Genomic DNA, 15973 nt, shown 5'->3' with positions numbered 1-15973 from the left:
TTCCGTGGTCGTCGCGGTCACCGCGTGCCTCCAAGGGCGGGAGTGGGTGTGAAGCGGACGGGCAGCTCGGTCAGGCCGCGCAGCCACGGCGACGGGCGCCGGGTGAGCTCCTCGGCCGGGACCGCGAGATCGACGTCGGGAAGCCGGTCGAGGATCGCCTCGATCCCCGTACGGGCGATGACCTCGGCGGTCTCCTGGGCGGGGAACGGGCAGCGGTGATCGCCGTGGCCGAAGGAGAGGAAGGCGTTGTTGCCGCCGGTCAGGGCCGAGCCGTCGGTCCGCACCTGGGGGTCGGCGTTGGCGGCGGCGACGCCGAGGATCAGCAGGTCACCGGCTTGGATGTGCTTCCCGCCGAGGTGGGTGTCGCGGCTCGCCCAGCGGCCGGCCACGTTCTGGGTGGGGGTGTCCTCCCACAGCACCTCGTTCATCGCCTCGGCGACGCTGTGCCGCCCGCCGGAGAGCGAGGCGGCGAACCGGTCGTCGGTGAGCATCAGCCGCAGCGAGTTGCCGATCCAGTCGGCGGTCGGCTGGTGCCCGGCGGCCATCATCACCATGAGGTCCCGGGCGACCTCGTCGGCGGTGAACTCCTCGTTGTCGGCGAGCATCCGGGACGGCACGTCGTCCTCGGGAGCCGCTGACCGCTCGGTCACCAGCTGGATGACGGAACCCGCGATGTGACGCTGGCCGGCCAGCGCGTCCGGGCCGCCGTTGATCATGTCGTTCATCGCCTTGACGAGGGCGGGGCCCTTGTCGTCCGCGAAGCCGTACAGCTTGGCGAGGACCCGGACGGGCAGCAGCATCGCGTACTCCGCGATCAGGTCGCAGCTGCCGGCCGAGCAGAAGGCGTCGATCAGCTCGTCCGCGAACTCCTCGGTGTACTTGCGGAGTTCGAAGGGGTCGGCGCCTTCGAGGGCCGTACTGATCACCTGGGAGCGGCGGCTGTGGCGCTCGCCGACGGTGTACAGGATCGACGGCTGGTCCTTGCTGATCATCGGGTGCAGCGGCCAGTCGTCGGGGATGTCCGGCCACTGGTTCCAGATCTGCGAGTCCCGGGTGAACAGGGCCGGATCGGTGGTGACTTGATGCAGCTCGCGGTAGCCCAGCACGAGCCACGCGGGCACGTCGCCGGGCAGCAGGATCGGCGCCACCGGGCCGTGGTCCCGGCGCACCTCCCGGTACAACTGGTGCGGTTCGGTGGCGAACCGGGGCCCGGACAGCGGTACGGGACCGAGATCCTTGGCCGCACCCTGACCGTGGTCGACGGGGCACGCGTTCACGAGGTGGTCTCCGGGGTTCTGCCGGCCGCCTCGGGGGCGCCCGCGAGCGCCCCTTCCGGAGTCCGGGCGTGGGCGGCGGACAGCGCGTGGAGGTGCTCGACCAGCGTGATCAGGACGTACTTGCTGGACGACCGGTCGCGTGCGTCGCACTCCACCAGCGGTACGTCCGCCGAGAGGTCGAGGGCCTCCCGGATCTGCTGCTCGGTGTGGAGCGGGCCGCCGAAGTCGTTGCACGCCACGATGAACGGCGTGCCGTGGTGTTCCAGGCGGTCGATGGCGTACCAGGAGTCCGCGAGCCGACGGGTGTCGACCAGCACGACGGCCCCCAGCGTGCCGGAGAAGAGGCGGTCCCACAGGAACCAGAAACGCTCCTGGCCGGGCGCCCCGAAGAGGTACAGCACCGAGCGCTCGTCCAGCGTGATGCGGCCGAAGTCGAAGGCGACCGTGGTGGACGCCTTCGACTGCACGCCGTCGAGGTGGTCGACGGCCTCGCCCGCGCGCGTCATCGTCTCCTCCGTGTTGAGCGGACGGATCTCGCTCACGGAACGGACCATGGTCGTCTTGCCCACGCCGAATCCGCCGACGACGACGATCTTCAGTCCGTTGTCGGCCGTCGCCCGAAGGGCGGCGCGGTCAGAGGTTGCGGAGTCCAACGAGCACCTGTTCCAGGATGTCGGGGGCGGGGAGCCGGTCCGAGACACGGGCGGTACGGGGATGGCGTGCGCTGATGCGGCCCGTGTCGAGCATGTCGCCGAGCATGATGCGGACGATGCCGACCGGCAGTTTCAGGGTCGCGGAGATCTCCACCACCGCGGTGGGGCGCTCGCACATCCGCAGGATCGCGACGTGCTCCGACTGCATGCCGGGGGCCGGCTCGCACTCGGAGACCACGAGCGTCACCAGGTCGAAGGCGTCGGAGTCCGTCCGGCTGCGGCCACCGGTGAGGGTGTAGAGCCGGTCGGGGGAGTCGTCACGGCCGGGGCGGGGGCGCGGCACCGGGGGCATCAGCCGGCGGTTCCCGCGTCGGCGCCCGGCCCGGTGGACGGGTCGGCGGACGGGTCGGTCTCGCGGGGCGGCGCCACGAGGTGCTCGCCGAGCTGCTCGACCAGCTCGCTCATGTTGTGTCCGACGAGACCCACGTCGGAGTCCTCGGCGGCGACGACCGCCAGATGGGCGCCCGTACCGGCCTCCACGATGAACAGCACCCCGCCGTAGAACTCGGCCATCGCGGACCGTACGCCGCCGCTGCCGTCACCGAACTCGACGGACGCGCCGTGCGAGAGGCTCTGGATGCCCGCGGAGATCGCGGCGAGCTGGTCGGCCTGGTCGACGGAGAGCTCGGGGGTACGGCACAGCTTCAGGCCGTCCCGGGAGAGCACGAGGGCGTGCCGGGCGCCGGGAGTGCGTTCGAGCAGGCCCTCCAGCAGCCAGTTCAGCTTCTCGTCGGTGGTCGCGGTCATGGGGTGTTGCCTTCCGGGAGCGGTGAGTTGGCCCGTACTGCCTGGCTGAATCTGCTGAAGCGCTCGGCCTGCCTCTTCGCGTCGTTCGCCCGGTCCCGGGGGGTGGCCGGGTCGACGGTGGCGGTGGCCGCCGCGCGCGCTTCGGCGGCGGCGAAGGTACGCCCGCGCCGCCTCCGGGGCAGCCCGCTCTCGCCGAACTTCGGGAAGGAGCCGGTCGATTCGGCCTCGGACTCGGGGGCGGGCTCGCGGGTGTGCGTTTCGTCCCCGGCCGCGGGCCCGGCCTCCCCGGCCGGGCGGGCCGTGCCCTCGGGGGTCCCGGTGGCTCCGGTGTCCGCCGCCGAGTGGGTGGGCTCGGGCTCGGGGGTGCTCCGTGTCTCCGGGCCGGGGGTACGGGGCTCGGGTGCGGCGGTGGGCGTCTCCGGCCCGGCGGTGCGGGGCTTGGGTGCGGCGGCCGGGAGCGTGGGGGACGCGGCGCCCACGGGCGTACGGGCGATGAGCTCCTGCGGCAGCATCAGCAGGGCGCCGGTGCCGCCGCGCGCGGACGGCCGGAAGGAGACCCGCAGCCCGTGCTTGCGGGCGAGGCGGCCGACGACCGCGAGGCCGAGGCGGGTACCGGAGGGTGCGGCGACGCTCTCGCCCGGGGAGACGGCCGCTTCGGCGCGGCGCAGCTGCACCTCGCTCATGACGAGCCCGCTGTCCTCCACGGTGATCACCACACCGGCCGGTACCTCTTCGACGTACACGTGCACTTCGGCGGTGGGCGGCGAGAAGTTGGCCGCGTTGTCGAGGAGTTCGGCGAGCGCGTGCATGACGCCCTCGGCCGCGTGCCCGGCGATGGCCACGTCGCTGGTCGAGTGGAGCCGGATGCGCCGGTAGCCGCTGATCCGGCCCATCGCGCCGCGCAGGATGGACTCCATCACGATCGGCCTGGCCCACCGGCGCCCCGAGCGGGCACCGGTCAGTACGGCGACGGAGTCGGCGAGGCGGCCGGCCTGGGCGGTGCGGTGGTCCAGGTGGAGAAGGTCGCCGAGGACGTTCTCGTCGGAGTGCCGGTTCTCCATCTCCCGCAGGTCGGCCAGCATGCTGGTGGCCAGCGCCTGCATCCGGCTCGCCGCGTTGGCGCCCGTCGACAGGGCGGCGGACCGCTCCCGCTCGGCCTGGGCGAGGCGGGCGGAGAGCGCGGCCTTCTCGGCGGCGAACCGCTCCCGGTCGGCCTCGTTCTCGGCGGAGCGCCGCTCGGTCTCGGCCGCCAGCCGCTCCTTGGCCGTGGCCGCCTCGGTGGTGGCCCTGGCGAGTGCGGTGGCCGCCTCGGACGCGGCGCGGGTGGCCTCGGCGCGGGCGGTGGCCTTGATCCGGGCGGTCTCGGCGGTGAAGCGCTGCGCGTCGGCGGATGCGGACGACACCAGGCGGGTGGTCTCGTCGGTGAACCTCCGGCTGTCCGCCGCCCGGGCCTCCCGCAGCGCCCGCGCGGTGCCCAGCGCATGGGCGGCGACGGCCGCGGCCACGGTCAGTGCGACGGCCGCCGCACCAGCCCCCCAGGCCAGGGGGGTCCGCACCGAAGCGGGGGCCACGGCGGTGGCCCACGCGCACAGCGAGCCTGAGACGACTGCCGACACCAGCGCGGTGAGCGCGGTCGACCGGGTTGAGGGGCGCAATCGGAGTCCTCGGGGCGGACGGCACGGGCGGCGCCGACCGGTCGGGCGGCGCGGCGGACGCGACGGCAGGCGGGGCGTCAGGTCGGGGCTGCGGTCGGGGCGGCAGGTGGGGGGCGGTCGGGGAACGGTCTTCGTCACCTTCGTCGCGGAGGGTGAGGGAGCCGTAACAACTGGAGCTGATTGTTCCAGCGCAAGTCGTGCTCACTATAGGAGAATTGAGGGTCCTTTTGGGAAGTCTTGGTGTCGTTCTCTGTTCGTTCCGTGTTGCGTATGTGGCCGTGCGGGCGGTGTTGTCCGAAGAGTGCGGGTTCCCGCCCGGCATGCTGGTGCCATGGCCGATACGCACGCCCTCAGCGACGCCCTGGCCCGGGACCTGCGCTCCGAGGTCCGGGGGGAGACCTCCTTCGACGCGGCCTCCCGGGCGCTCACCACGATGGACGCCTCCAACTACCGGCGGGTTCCCCTCGGGGTCGTCGCCCCGCGCGACGCCGACGACGTCGCCACCGCCCTCGCCGTCTGCCGCGCCCACGGGGTGCCCGTCGTACCGCGCGGCGGCGGCACCTCCATCGCGGGCCAGGCCACCGGCACCGGCGTCGTCCTCGACCTCACCCGGCACCTGGACGCCATCGTGGAGCTGGACCCCGGGTCCCGTACGGCCGTCGTCCAGCCCGGCGTCGTCCTCGACGACCTGCGGGCCGCCGCCGCCCCGCACGGGCTGACCTTCGGCCCCGACCCCTCCACCCACGGCCGCTGCACCCTCGGCGGCATGATCGGCAACAACTCCTGCGGCGCCCACTCCGTCGCCTGGGGCACCACCGCCGACAACGTCCACGCCCTCACCGTCGCCCGCTACGGCGGCGACACCCTGCGCCTCGGCCGGGGCTGGGGGACGGGGAGCGCCGCTCCCGGCCCGGGCCGGGAGGCGGACGGCGCCCCCGCCGGGCTGCGGGAGTTCGTCGACCGCCACCTCGCCCCGCTCCGCACCGGCTTCCCCGACCTCCCGCGCCGCATCTCCGGTTACGCCCTCGACGCCCTCCTCCCCGAACACCCCGGCGGCCCCGACCTCGCCCGCGCCTTCTGCGGCAGCGAGGGCACCCTCGCCGTCGTCACCGAGGCCACCGTCCGGCTGGTCGAGTCCCCGCCCGCCCGCGCCCTCGCCGTCCTCGGCTACCCGGACGAAGCGGCCGCCGCCGAGGCCGCCGCCGGACTCCTCGCCCACGGCCCGCTCACCGTCGAGGGCATGGCCGCCGACCTGGTGCGGGAAACGGTCGGGCTGCCCCGGGGCGGCGCCTGGCTCTTCGTGGAGACCGGCGGCGCCACCCCCGCCGAAGCCCGCGACCGGGCCACCCGCATCGTGCGCGCCGCCGACGCCCTCGACGCCGCCGTCGTCACCGACCCCGCCGGACAACGCGCCCTGTGGCGCATCCGCGAGGACGCCGCCGGAACCGCCACCCGGATGCCCGACGGCACCGAAGCCTGGCCCGGCTGGGAGGACTGCGCGGTGCCGCCCGCCCGACTCGGCCCGTACCTCCGCGAGTTCCGCGCCCTGCTCGCCGAACACGGGCTGCGCGGAACCCCGTACGGCCACTTCGGCGACGGCTGCATCCACGTCCGCATCGACTTCGACCTCCTCACCCCCGAAGGCACCGCCCGCTTCCGCCGCTTCTCCGAGGACCAGGCCCGCCTCGTCGCCGCCCACGGCGGCTCGCTCAGCGGCGAACACGGCGACGGACAGGCCCGCGCCGAACTCCTCCCCCTCATGTACGGCACCGAACTCGTTGCGCTCTTCGCCGAGTTCAAGGACCTGTGGGACCCGTACGGCGGGATGAACCCCGGGATGCTGGTCCGCCCGGACCCGCTCGACGCCAACCTCCGCTTCGACGTCCTGCCCCGCCGCCCGGTCGACGTCGCCTTCGGATACCCGCAGGACGGTGGCGACTTCACCGCCGCCGTGCGCCGGTGCGTGGGCGTCGCCAAATGCCGTACGACAGCGGCACCGGGTGCGGGCGTCATGTGCCCCTCCTTCCGCGCCACCGGCGAGGAGCAGCACTCGACACGCGGCCGGGCCCGGCTGCTCCACGAGATGCTCGCGGGCGAGATCGTCACCGACGGCTGGCGCTCGACGGAGGTCCGCGACGCGCTCGACCTCTGCCTCTCCTGCAAGGGCTGCCGCAGCGACTGCCCGGTCGGCGTCGACATGGCCACGTACAAAGCGGAGTTCCTCCACCACCACTACCAGGGCCGGATCCGCCCCGCCGCCCACTACGCCCTGGGCTCGCTGCCCCGCTGGCTCCGCCTCGCCGCCCCCGTCGCCCCGCTGCTGAACGCCCTCGCCCGGATCCGCCCGCTCGCCGCCCTCGTCAAGCGCCTGGCGGGCATCGCCCCCGAGCGCCCGATCCCGGCGCTGGCGCGCGAGCCGTTCACACGGTGGGCGGGGGCGGGGGCGGGCGGGGCCTCCGGGGACGGAGCCGGTGCGGATTCCGGCCGGGAGGTCCTGCTCTGGCCGGACACCTTCACCACGTACCTCTCCCCGCAGGTCGGGCACGCCGCCGTCCGCGTCCTGGAATCCGCAGGCCGGACCGTGCGCCACACGGGCCAGGGGCTCTGCTGCGGGCTGACCTACGTCTCCACGGGCCGCCTCGACCGTGCCCGTACGGTCATGCGGCGCACCCTGGACCGGCTCGGCACCTCCCTCGGCCGGCCCCTCGTCGTCCTCGAACCGAGCTGCGCCGCCGCCCTCCGCACCGACCTCCCCGAACTCCTCGCCGACGACCCGCGTGCCGCCGAACTCGCCGCCTCGGTACGGACCTTGGCCGAGTACCTGGAGGAGTACGCCCCCGGCTGGGAGCCGCCCAGGCTGGACCGCCCGGTGGCCGGCCAGACCCACTGCCACCAGCACGCCGTCCTCGGCGACACCGCCGACCGCCGCCTGCGCGAACGGGCCGGACTGGACGGCGAGTTGTCCGGCGGCTGCTGCGGCCTGGCGGGCAACTTCGGCTACGAGAAGGGGCACTGGGACGTCTCGGTGGCCTGCGCGGAGGAGCAGTTGCTGCCCGCCGTACGGTCGGCGGCCCCGGGTACGGAGATCCTGGCCGACGGCTACTCCTGCCGCACCCAGCTGGACCAGCTGGCGGGGGTGCGGGCCAAGCACCTCGCGGAGCTGCTGGCGGAGGGGCTGGAGCTGGCGGAGGGGTTGGAGGGAGAGAGGGGCGTACGCGAGGGGTAGCGGCGCTCAGGTGGTGTCCGGCGGATCGAGGTCGGACACCACCCGGTCGGGTTCTCAGCCGCCGGGCCGCCGCTCCTCGTGGCCGCCCCCGCCCGCGATGATCTCCCGCGCCAGGGCCACGAGCCGGGGGAGCGCCGGGTGCCCCGGGCCGTCGCGGCGGGCGAGCAGCACCGGCAGCGGCGGGGCGTCGGTCAGCGGGACGAAGGCGACCCCGGCATGCGGGTGCATGTCGGCGGTGGACGCGGCGGAGACGCCCGAGCCGCGTCCGGCGGCGATGGCGGTGAGCCAGTCGTCGGTGTTGGCGACGGTGAGGGTGGCGGCGGGGCGCGCGTCCGGGGGCCAGAGGCCGAGCGTGGTGGTGCCGGACACCGTGTTCAGGACCACCGGCCCTGCCGCCAGGTCGGCGAGGGAGAGTGCGGCGCGACCGGCGTAGGGGCCGTCCGCCGTGACCGCCGCGACCCGGTCCTCGCTGAACAGCGCCTCCGTCACCAGCCCCGGCGCCTCCACCGGCCCGCGCAGCAGTGCCGCGTCCACCTCGCCCCGGGTGAGCCCGGCCGTACGGTCGTCGATGCGCAGCAGCTCCAGCGGGGTCCCCGGGTACCGCGCCTGCCAGGTCCGCAGCAGCGGTGTGGTGTACGGACCGAACGCCGACCAGGCGTGCCCGAGCCGCAGCGGCCTGCGCTGCGGGCGCCCGGTGCCCGTCGCGTCGTCGAAGGCGCTGACCGCGAGGGCCGCCTTGTCCCGGAAGGCGACGCCCTCCGGGGTGAGGTCCAGGTGATGGGTGGACCGGTCGACGAGCCGGGTGCCGAGGTGGGCCTCCAGCGAGGCGAGGGTCCGGGAGACGGCGGGCTGGGTGAGGCCGAGGCGTTCGGCCGCCCGGGTGACGTTGCGCTCGTCGGCGACGGCGAGGAAAGCCCGCAGATGACGCAGCTCGATGGGGCGGCCGGTGCCGGTGCTGGCGCTTGTGCGGCTGGTGCCCGGGCGCCCGGTGCCGCTGCGCCCGGTACCCGTACGGCCGGTGCCGCCCCGGTGCCCCGTACGGTCGCCGTCCCGGTGCCCCGTACGGTCGCCGTCCTGGTCGCCGTCCCGCTGTTCCCTGCTCATGCGTGCGGAGCATAACCGGAGCGCAGAAGGCATTTCACGCGCGGCGCGCGGCTGCCTACGGTGGACGGATGGGCCCCGCGCGCATAGTCCCGTGCAATGTACTTCTCAGTGCATTACATTGCACTGAGGGGATGTGTTCCGCCGCCCCTCCCGCCCCACCCCGGAAGGCCACCCAGTGAACGACCCGCGCAGCGCCGTAGAGCCGGCCGCCGCCGTCACCGTCCCCGAGGCGGTGACCGCCCTGGACGGAGCACCCGACGCTCCCACCGGCGGTCCGCACGGCTCCGGGCAGCCGACGGGGCGCGGCGGCACGCTCGTCTCGGTCGCCCTCGTCGTCGGAGGTGTGGTCTCGGTCCAGTTCGGCGCGGCGGTCGCCGCCCTGCTGATGCCCCGGGCCGGCGCGTTCGGCGTGGTCACGCTGCGCCTGCTGGTGGCCGCCGTGGTGCTGCTGGTCGTCTGCCGCCCCAAGCTGCGCGGCCACTCCCGCGCCGACTGGGGGACGGTGGTGGCCTTCGGCGTCACGATGGGCGCGATGAACAACCTCTTCTACCAGGCACTCGACCGCATCCCCCTCGGTATCGCGGTCACCCTGGAGGTGCTCGGCCCGCTCGCCCTCTCCGTCATCGCCTCCCGCCGCCTGATCAACCTCCTGTGGGCGGGGCTCGCACTCGTCGGAGTGGCCCTGCTCGGCGGCGCGGGCGGCTTCGGCCGGCTCGACCTGCTCGGCGCCGGACTGGCCGTCGCGGCCGGTGCGATGTGGGCCCTGTACATCGTCTTCAGCGCCCGCACCGGCCGCCGCTTCCCGAAGGCGGACGGCCTGGCCCTCGCCATGGCCGTCGCCGCCCTCCTCTCCCTGCCCCTCGGCATCGCGGAGTCCGGTACGAAGCTGACCGTCCCGACCACCGTTCTGCTCGGCGCCGCGGTGGCCCTGCTCAGCTCCGTACTCCCGTACACCCTCGAACTGATCGCGCTCCGCCGCCTGCCCGCCTCCACCTTCGCCGTGATGATGAGCCTCGAACCGGCCATCGCCGCGCTCGCCGGGTTCCTCATCCTGGACCAGGCCCTCTCCACCACGGACGCCCTCGCCATCGCCCTCGTCATCGGCGCGAGCGTGGGGGCGGTACGGGGACAGGTCGGCGGGGCGCGGAAGAGGAAGCGGCGGGACAGCCTTTAGGCCGCCTCTGTCGGTGGGGCATGTGAGGATGCCCGGCGACCGACTGTCCGGAGTGAGGGAGACGGCGTGCGCACCCTGCCCGCGTTCGAGCTGACCGAAGAGTATCCGGACGACGGCTTCGACCCCGTCGTCGTACGGACCGACTACACGGACGGCGAGGCGTGGCGGGCCGTGGTGGCCGGGCTGCGCAGTGCGTGTGACGAGGACAGCGGCGCGGAGGTGCGGTTCCACCTGATCGACGATCCGCGCTGGGACGGTGCCACGGTCGAGGAAATCGTGCGTGCCGCGGCTGCGGTGGAGAACCTCTTCGTGGTGTTCCTCGCCGACGCGGTCACCATGCGGTCCCCCTCTCGGGCGCTTCTCGCCCTGGACCTGTTCGCCGACGAGGACGAGGACCTCGATCCGGTGTACTACCAGGAGCTGATCGACAACCCGCCCGCCCGCGAGTTCCGTACCGTGCCGGGCGAGGTCCACGCCGTTCAACTGGACCTGGCACTCAGCAATGTGGACTTCCACGAGCTCGCCGCCATGGCTTCCGAGGACCCGGAAGGCGTTTTCCGGCCGGTCTGAAACCTCGCCGCGACCGTGGTTTCCACATGGCCGAACAGGGCCTTGAACTCCCTTGTGGATGCCCTACGATGGCGCCCTTGCCGGATGTCCGACCGGCGCTCTGAACGGGGGAAAAGGGACCATGGACGCCGAATTGGCGACGCTCGCGACCACAGCGGGAAGCGCACTGCTGAACGCTCTCACCACCGACCTGTGGCGGCAGGCCCAGACATCGGTGGCCGCACTCTGGCGGCGCGCCCACCCGGAGCGGGCCGACACGGTCGAAGCGAGTCTCACGGAGACCCGGACCCTGCTGCTCACGGCACCGGAGAGCGAGGAAGCGCAGATCTCGGCAGAGCAGTGGCGCCTGAACTTCCGCCTGCTGCTCGCCCGCCGCCCCGACCTCGTGGACGAGCTGCGCCGCGTCGTCGCGGACGAGCTTGAGCCGCTGGCCGCGCCCACCCCTCCGCAGAACACCTCCACGGTCTTCCACGCGACGGCCTCGGGGCACGGGCGCGTCTACCAGTCCGCCGGGGACCAGACGATCAACGAACGATGAGCAAGCACGCACGTCCCGCGCCGGAAGAGCCCGGCGACCCGTCCACGCCTGCCGCGCCCGCCGAGCCTGCCGCGTCTCCGGCGTCCACATCCCAGGCGGCCACCTCGTCCGGCCACGGCCGGGCCTACCAGGCCGGCGGGAACCAGACGATCAAGGAAGAAAGCCACCACCAGCACCACCACCATTACTACGCCCCGCACCGACCGCCGAAGGCCCGCCTGGTGTGGCCGCTGGTCGGGGTGGTGATTCTGGCCCTCGGCGGCTTCGCCGCCCTCAAGCTGTGGGACGAGTACGCCGGGTCGGACGCGGCACCGCACACCACGGCTTCGGCGACGGGTGCGGGGCTGGCGCCGAACCCGATGGACAACTGCCGCGCCTGGACGGACACCGGCGTGACGCATGTCCAGGTCAAGCCCTGTTATCGGGTGGGTGACGACGGGCACCTGTACATCGGCGCCGAATGGCGCACGACGACTGGTAACGAACGGGTGGACGTCTACGTCTGGCTGGAAGATGCCACGGGCGACGAGCTCGTCTACCCGGCCGCGAGCACGGGTGCGCTGGGCTACCACAACATGTCGGTCTGGAAGGTGCCGACGGACGACGAACAGTGGAGGGAGGCGCGGGTCGGCAAGGAGCTGAAGCACGGCGAGAAGTACGAGGTGTGCGTGTCGGTCGTGGAGCCGGGGGACACTCACCCGTCCACCACGGTTCCTGGCCTGAGGGGCTTCCAGGAAGGCGTCGTGTTTCCATAGCTCCCGCGCGCTCTCCACGGACCTCCCGAGGGGATTCGAGGTGATCCGATCCCGCGCATGGTCGAGAGTGAGTAACCGATGGAGCACCCGCCGGAGCCGTTCCTGATGTGGGTCGAGGACGTGTTCCCCCGCAGCCAGGGCCGAGAGGTCCTCGTCACCGGACGGATCGAGCGGGGCCGGGTCCTCGTCGGCGACGAGGTGCAGGTCGTCGGCGCCGGCGGAGGCGGTACGGGCGACGGCGTGCCCGTCCACGTGCCCGTCCGCGTCGCCGGGATCGAGGGGCCGGGCCGCGAGCCCACGCGTGTCGGAGAGGCGGGCTGGAACGTCGGACTCCTGCTGCCCCACTCCGTGGCGGACGCGGTCGAGCGGGGGCAGGTCCTCGCACGACCGGGGTCGATCGGCGCGTACGACACCTTCTCCGCGGACATCGTCCTGTCGGCGGAGACGGCGGCGGAGGCGGAGGAGCACGGTGGCACGGAGGTCCACGACGGTGACGCGTGCACCTTCTACTTCGGCTCCGCAGGGGTGCGGGGCACCGTGACGCTGCCGTCCGGTACGGACGTACTCCACCCGCTGCACACGGCCCGTGCGACGGTCGCCCTGGACGAGGTCGTGGCCCTGGAGAGCGGGTGGCACTTCGCCTTCCGCTACCGGGGGCGCGCCGCCGGAACGGGGACGGTGGCGGGGCTCATCCCCTGAACCGGGGACTGCCGCCCCGGCCCGCCGGTGCGGCGCGCGGCGGCGCCGCTGACCGCCCCCTCGCGCGGTGCTGATCGCCCCCTCGCGCGGATACCGGCACCGACGCGTCGACGGGGCCGGCGACGTCATCCGGCCAACCGCAGCACCAGCTCGTCGATCTCCTCTCCCCGCGCGTTCGCGAAGCCCCGTTCCTCGCGGACGACCTCGAAGCCGCACTTCTCCAGGACTCGTACCGATCCGGTGTTGTCCGCCGCCGCCCTGGCGAACAGCGGGCGTTCGGCGACCTCGTCGAGGAGGATCCGCAACGCGGCGGTCGCGATGCCCCGTCCCCAGTAGTAGCGATCGACGACATAGGTGACCTCCCGCTCGCCCGGCTCGCCGTACACGGCGACATGCCCGACCACGTCGCCGTCCGCGAGCACGGTGCGGGTGACGACGTCGGGGGTGGCGGAGAGGCGCTTCCAGTGGGCGTCGAAGTGAACCCGGTCCGTCGGGTCCTCGGCGGTGAAGGCGGCCATCCGGTTCGACTCGGGGTCGCTCATGTGCCGGAAGAACACAGGCAGATCACTGGGGTGCACGGGACGCAGGGAGACATCCATGGAGGTCATGGGCCCGACCCTAGCCACTCCGCGGAAGGGACCGGAGCGTCCGGAACGGAAAATCATGCAAGCATGCTTGCTTGTTTCTGCGGGCGCTGCCATGCTCCGGGGCACCACGCCATGCCCCGAGGGGAGCGCACGTGTCCGATGCCATCGCCGTGATCGACGACCTGCGGGACGAGAGCGAAGAACTCGACGCTCTGGTAGCCGAGTTGAGCGACGAGGAGTGGGCGGCGGCGACCCCCGCGCCCGGCTGGACGATCGCCCACCAGATCGCGCATCTGACCTGGACCGACGGGGTCGCGGTGACTGCCGCGACCGACCCCGGGGCGTTCGCGGCGGAGGTGGCGGCCGCGCTCGCCGCGCCGGAGAGCTTCGTGGACGAGGCCGCCGGGGCTGCTGTCGCCGCCGCCTCGCCGTCGGAGCTGCTGCGGCGGTGGCGGGCCGGGCGGGAGCGGCTCCAGGAGGTGTTGCGGGAGGCCGTGCCCGGTACCCGCGTCCCCTGGTACGGGCCGCCGATGAGCCTCGCCTCGATGGCGACCGCCCGGCTCATGGAGACCTGGGCGCACGGGCAGGACGTGGCCGACGCGCTCGGGGTCGTACGGGCGCCGACCGGGCGGCTGCGGCATGTCGCCAGGATCGGCGTACGGGCCCGGGACTACGCCTGGTTCGTGCGGGGCGCCACACCGCCGGGCGAGGAGTTCCGGGTCGAACTGACAGTGCCTGAGGGCGGGTTGATCGTATTCGGGCCCGAGGGTGCCGCGCAGCGGGTGACCGGGCCGCTGCTGGACTTCTGCCTGCTGGTGACGCAGCGCGCCCACCGGGACGACCTCGCGCTGCGGGCGGTCGGCGCCGAGGCCGACGGGTGGCTGGACATCGCGCAGGCCTTCGCCGGGCTGCCGGGTGCGGGGCGCGCGCCGCGCGGGGACAAGGGTGCGGGTGGGGACGAGAGCGCGCGCGGAGACAGGAGCGCGGGCGGGGGCAGGAGAGAGGGCGAGTCCGAAGAAGCCGCGAACCCCCTGCGAAGTGAGGGAATATGACCACCGTCCCGCCCACGGAGAACCCCACCGCGTCGCCCGCCCCCCTCGGGCTGGGGACACAACTCCCCGCCCCCGTCGCGATCCCCGTCTCCGTCACCGAGCCGACCGGCCCCGCCGTGGACCCCGCCCCCACGAGCCCGCTCGACCCGCCCGCGCCCACCCCGCTCCGCATCGGCAACGCCTCCGGGTTCTACGGCGACCGGTTCGACGCGATGCGCGAGATGCTGACCGGCGGCCCGCTCGACGTCCTCACCGGCGACTACCTCGCCGAGCTCACCATGCTCATCCTCGGCCGCAGCCGTCTGAAGGACCCCTCGCGCGGGTACGCGACCACCTTCCTGCGGCAGCTCGAAGAAGGACTCGGGCTGGCCGTCGAGCGCGGGGTGAAGATCGTCGCCAACGCGGGCGGTCTCAACCCGGCCGGACTCGCCGACGCCGTACGGGAGTTGGCCGACAAGCTCGGAATCCCGGTGCGGGTCGCCCATGTGGAGGGCGACAGCCGGCCGGTGCCGGAGGGGTTCCTCACCGCCAACGCGTACCTCGGCGGCGCCGGGATCACCGCCTGCCTGCGGGCGGGCGCGGACATCGTCGTCACCGGCCGGGTCACCGACGCCGCCCTGGTCACCGGGCCCGCCGCCGCCCACTTCGGCTGGGGCCCCGACGACCTGGACGCCCTCGCCGGGGCCGTGGTCGCCGGGCACGTCCTGGAGTGCGGTACGCAGGCCACCGGCGGGAACTACGCCTTCTTCGGCGACCACGACGTCCGCCGCCCCGGCTTCCCGCTCGCCGAGATCCACGCGGACGGCTCCTCCGTCATCACCAAGCACCCGGGCACCGGCGGGGTGGTCGATCTCTCCACCGTCACCGCCCAGTTGCTGTACGAGACCGGGGGCGCCCGGTACGCCGGACCCGACGTCACCGCCCGGCTCGACACCGTACGGCTCGCGCAGGAGGGCCAGGACCGGGTCGGGATCAGCGGGGTACGGGGCGAGGCGCCGCCGCCCACGCTGAAGGTCGGGCTCAACCGGCTCGGCGGCTGGCGCAACGAGGTCGTCTTCGTCCTCACCGGACTCGACATCGAGGCCAAGTCCCTCCTGGTGCAGGAGCAGTTCGCCGACGCGCTCGACCGGTCCGGGAAGGCGCCCGCCGAGGTCCGCTGGGAGCTGGCCCGCACCGACCACCCCGACGCGCCCACCGAGGAGACCGCGAGCGCGCTGCTCCGGCTGGTGGTGCGCGACCAGGACGCGGAGGCGGTCGGCCGGGCGGTCTCCGGGGCCGCCGTGGAGCTGGCCCTCGGCAGCTACCCCGGGTTCCACGTCACCGCCCCGCCCGGGAAGGGCGCGCCGTACGGGGTCTTCGAAGCCGCGTACGTACCGGCGTCCGAGATCGCGCACACCGCCGTGCTGCCCGACGGCACCCGGCAGGACGTGCCCGCGCCGACGGTGACCCGGGTGCTCGACCTCGTACCTCCCGAGGCCCCGCTGCCGCCCGCGTTGGAGCCGGAGGTGACCCGGAGCGTGCCGCTCGGGCTGCTCGCCGGGGCGCGCAGCGGCGACAAGGGCGGTGACGCGAACGTCGGCGTGTGGGTGCGTGACGACCGCGCCTGGCGGTGGCTCGCGCACGAGCTGACCGTCGAGCGGTTCCGCGAACTCCTGCCGGAGACCGGCGGATTGGAAGTCGAACGGCATGTGCTCCCGCAGCTGCGGGCGGTGAACTTCGTCGTCCGTGGACTGCTGGGCGAGGGGGTCGCCGCACAGGCGCGGTTCGACCCGCAGGCCAAGGCGCTGGGGGAGTGGCTCCGCTCGCGCCACCTCGCCGTACCGGTCTCCCTGCTCGCCCCGGCGACCTGAGCCGCAGGCATCACCCCACCCCCTTC

At 73.8% G+C, this 15973-nt stretch carries 15 protein-coding genes; 8 read left to right on the top strand and 7 right to left on the bottom strand.

Features of this window, described 5'->3' with window-relative positions:
• Positions 1–17: 17 nt before the first annotated feature.
• From ACWCWD_RS26785 to ACWCWD_RS26765, 5 genes are read right to left on the bottom strand one after another with little or no spacing between them, the layout of a single operon-like run.
• The gene (locus tag ACWCWD_RS26785) at positions 18–1277 is read right to left on the bottom strand and encodes a cytochrome P450 (protein ID WP_450776452.1); all 1260 of its coding nucleotides are present in this window, start codon (positions 1275–1277) and stop codon (positions 18–20) included.
• Positions 1274–1930, bottom strand: a complete 657-nt coding sequence (locus tag ACWCWD_RS26780; protein WP_450776450.1) for a GTP-binding protein — start codon at positions 1928–1930, stop codon at positions 1274–1276. The genes ACWCWD_RS26785 and ACWCWD_RS26780 overlap by 4 nt, the downstream gene beginning before the upstream one ends.
• Positions 1911–2282, bottom strand: a complete 372-nt coding sequence (locus tag ACWCWD_RS26775) for a DUF742 domain-containing protein (RefSeq protein WP_450776448.1) — start codon at positions 2280–2282, stop codon at positions 1911–1913. The genes ACWCWD_RS26780 and ACWCWD_RS26775 overlap by 20 nt, the downstream gene beginning before the upstream one ends.
• Entirely contained in the window at positions 2282–2737 is a 456-nt protein-coding gene (locus ACWCWD_RS26770) for a roadblock/LC7 domain-containing protein (RefSeq protein WP_450776446.1), read from the bottom strand. The genes ACWCWD_RS26775 and ACWCWD_RS26770 overlap by 1 nt, the downstream gene beginning before the upstream one ends.
• Positions 2734–4392: an ATP-binding protein gene (locus ACWCWD_RS26765; protein WP_450776444.1), complete on the bottom strand. Its 1659-nt coding sequence runs from the start codon at positions 4390–4392 to the stop codon at positions 2734–2736. Before ACWCWD_RS26765 ends, ACWCWD_RS26770 begins: the two co-directional genes overlap by 4 nt.
• Before the next feature lie 331 nt (positions 4393–4723).
• Here ACWCWD_RS26765 and ACWCWD_RS26760 point away from each other — a divergent pair, with 331 nt between their 5' ends.
• The gene (locus ACWCWD_RS26760) at positions 4724–7618 is read left to right on the top strand and encodes an FAD-binding and (Fe-S)-binding domain-containing protein (protein ID WP_450776442.1); all 2895 of its coding nucleotides are present in this window, start codon (positions 4724–4726) and stop codon (positions 7616–7618) included.
• A gap of 54 nt (positions 7619–7672) precedes the next feature.
• Here ACWCWD_RS26760 and ACWCWD_RS26755 read toward each other — a convergent pair whose 3' ends face one another.
• Entirely contained in the window at positions 7673–8554 is an 882-nt protein-coding gene (locus ACWCWD_RS26755; protein ID WP_450776655.1) for a LysR family transcriptional regulator, read from the bottom strand.
• 343 nt (positions 8555–8897) lie between these two features.
• Here ACWCWD_RS26755 and ACWCWD_RS26750 point away from each other — a divergent pair, with 343 nt between their 5' ends.
• The 5 genes from ACWCWD_RS26750 to ACWCWD_RS26730 all read left to right on the top strand — a co-directional run bounded on the left by ACWCWD_RS26750 (position 8898) and on the right by ACWCWD_RS26730 (position 12458).
• Positions 8898–9896 carry an EamA family transporter gene (locus tag ACWCWD_RS26750; RefSeq protein ID WP_450776440.1) on the top strand — a complete coding sequence of 333 codons (999 nt, stop codon included), beginning with the start codon at positions 8898–8900 and terminating at the stop codon, positions 9894–9896.
• Positions 9897–9962: 66 nt separating this feature from the next.
• On the top strand, positions 9963–10466 hold the full coding sequence (locus ACWCWD_RS26745; protein WP_450776438.1) for a DUF6924 domain-containing protein: 504 nt from the start codon (positions 9963–9965) through the stop codon (positions 10464–10466).
• Positions 10467–10587: 121 nt separating this feature from the next.
• Complete coding sequence (locus tag ACWCWD_RS26740) at positions 10588–11004, top strand: hypothetical protein (protein WP_450776436.1); 417 nt, start codon at positions 10588–10590, stop codon at positions 11002–11004.
• The gene (locus ACWCWD_RS26735) at positions 11001–11759 is read left to right on the top strand and encodes a hypothetical protein (protein ID WP_450776434.1); all 759 of its coding nucleotides are present in this window, start codon (positions 11001–11003) and stop codon (positions 11757–11759) included. The genes ACWCWD_RS26740 and ACWCWD_RS26735 overlap by 4 nt, the downstream gene beginning before the upstream one ends.
• Before the next feature lie 78 nt (positions 11760–11837).
• Entirely contained in the window at positions 11838–12458 is a 621-nt protein-coding gene (locus ACWCWD_RS26730; RefSeq protein ID WP_450776432.1) for a hypothetical protein, read from the top strand.
• 125 nt (positions 12459–12583) lie between these two features.
• Here the strand turns inward: ACWCWD_RS26730 and ACWCWD_RS26725 are convergent, their stop codons facing one another.
• Positions 12584–13057, bottom strand: a complete 474-nt coding sequence (locus ACWCWD_RS26725; RefSeq protein ID WP_450776653.1) for a GNAT family N-acetyltransferase — start codon at positions 13055–13057, stop codon at positions 12584–12586.
• 140 nt (positions 13058–13197) lie between these two features.
• Here ACWCWD_RS26725 and ACWCWD_RS26720 point away from each other — a divergent pair, with 140 nt between their 5' ends.
• Positions 13198–14097, top strand: a complete 900-nt coding sequence (locus ACWCWD_RS26720; protein ID WP_450776430.1) for a TIGR03084 family metal-binding protein — start codon at positions 13198–13200, stop codon at positions 14095–14097.
• Complete coding sequence (locus tag ACWCWD_RS26715) at positions 14094–15947, top strand: acyclic terpene utilization AtuA family protein (RefSeq protein WP_450776428.1); 1854 nt, start codon at positions 14094–14096, stop codon at positions 15945–15947. Before ACWCWD_RS26720 ends, ACWCWD_RS26715 begins: the two co-directional genes overlap by 4 nt.
• The last annotated feature ends 26 nt before the right edge of the window (positions 15948–15973 follow it).

Source organism: Streptomyces sp. NPDC001493, assembly GCF_053597235.1.
The sequence above is the reverse complement of the archived record's forward strand: the minus strand, read 5'-3'. Positions and strand labels throughout refer to the sequence as shown.

What these genes read in the sequence shown, in the direction of transcription:
- ACWCWD_RS26775 (WP_450776448.1), bottom strand. Translation starts at nt 2,282, where the DNA reads ATGCCCCCGGTGCCGCGCCCCCGCCCCGGCCGTGACGACTCCCCCGAC.
- ACWCWD_RS26770 (WP_450776446.1), bottom strand. Translation starts at nt 2,737, where the DNA reads ATGACCGCGACCACCGACGAGAAGCTGAACTGGCTGCTGGAGGGCCTG.
- ACWCWD_RS26760 (WP_450776442.1), top strand. Translation starts at nt 4,724, where the DNA reads ATGGCCGATACGCACGCCCTCAGCGACGCCCTGGCCCGGGACCTGCGC.
- ACWCWD_RS26740 (WP_450776436.1), top strand. Translation starts at nt 10,588, where the DNA reads ATGGACGCCGAATTGGCGACGCTCGCGACCACAGCGGGAAGCGCACTG.
- ACWCWD_RS26735 (WP_450776434.1), top strand. Translation starts at nt 11,001, where the DNA reads ATGAGCAAGCACGCACGTCCCGCGCCGGAAGAGCCCGGCGACCCGTCC.
- ACWCWD_RS26730 (WP_450776432.1), top strand. Translation starts at nt 11,838, where the DNA reads ATGGAGCACCCGCCGGAGCCGTTCCTGATGTGGGTCGAGGACGTGTTC.
- ACWCWD_RS26725 (WP_450776653.1), bottom strand. Translation starts at nt 13,057, where the DNA reads ATGGATGTCTCCCTGCGTCCCGTGCACCCCAGTGATCTGCCTGTGTTC.
- ACWCWD_RS26715 (WP_450776428.1), top strand. Translation starts at nt 14,094, where the DNA reads ATGACCACCGTCCCGCCCACGGAGAACCCCACCGCGTCGCCCGCCCCC.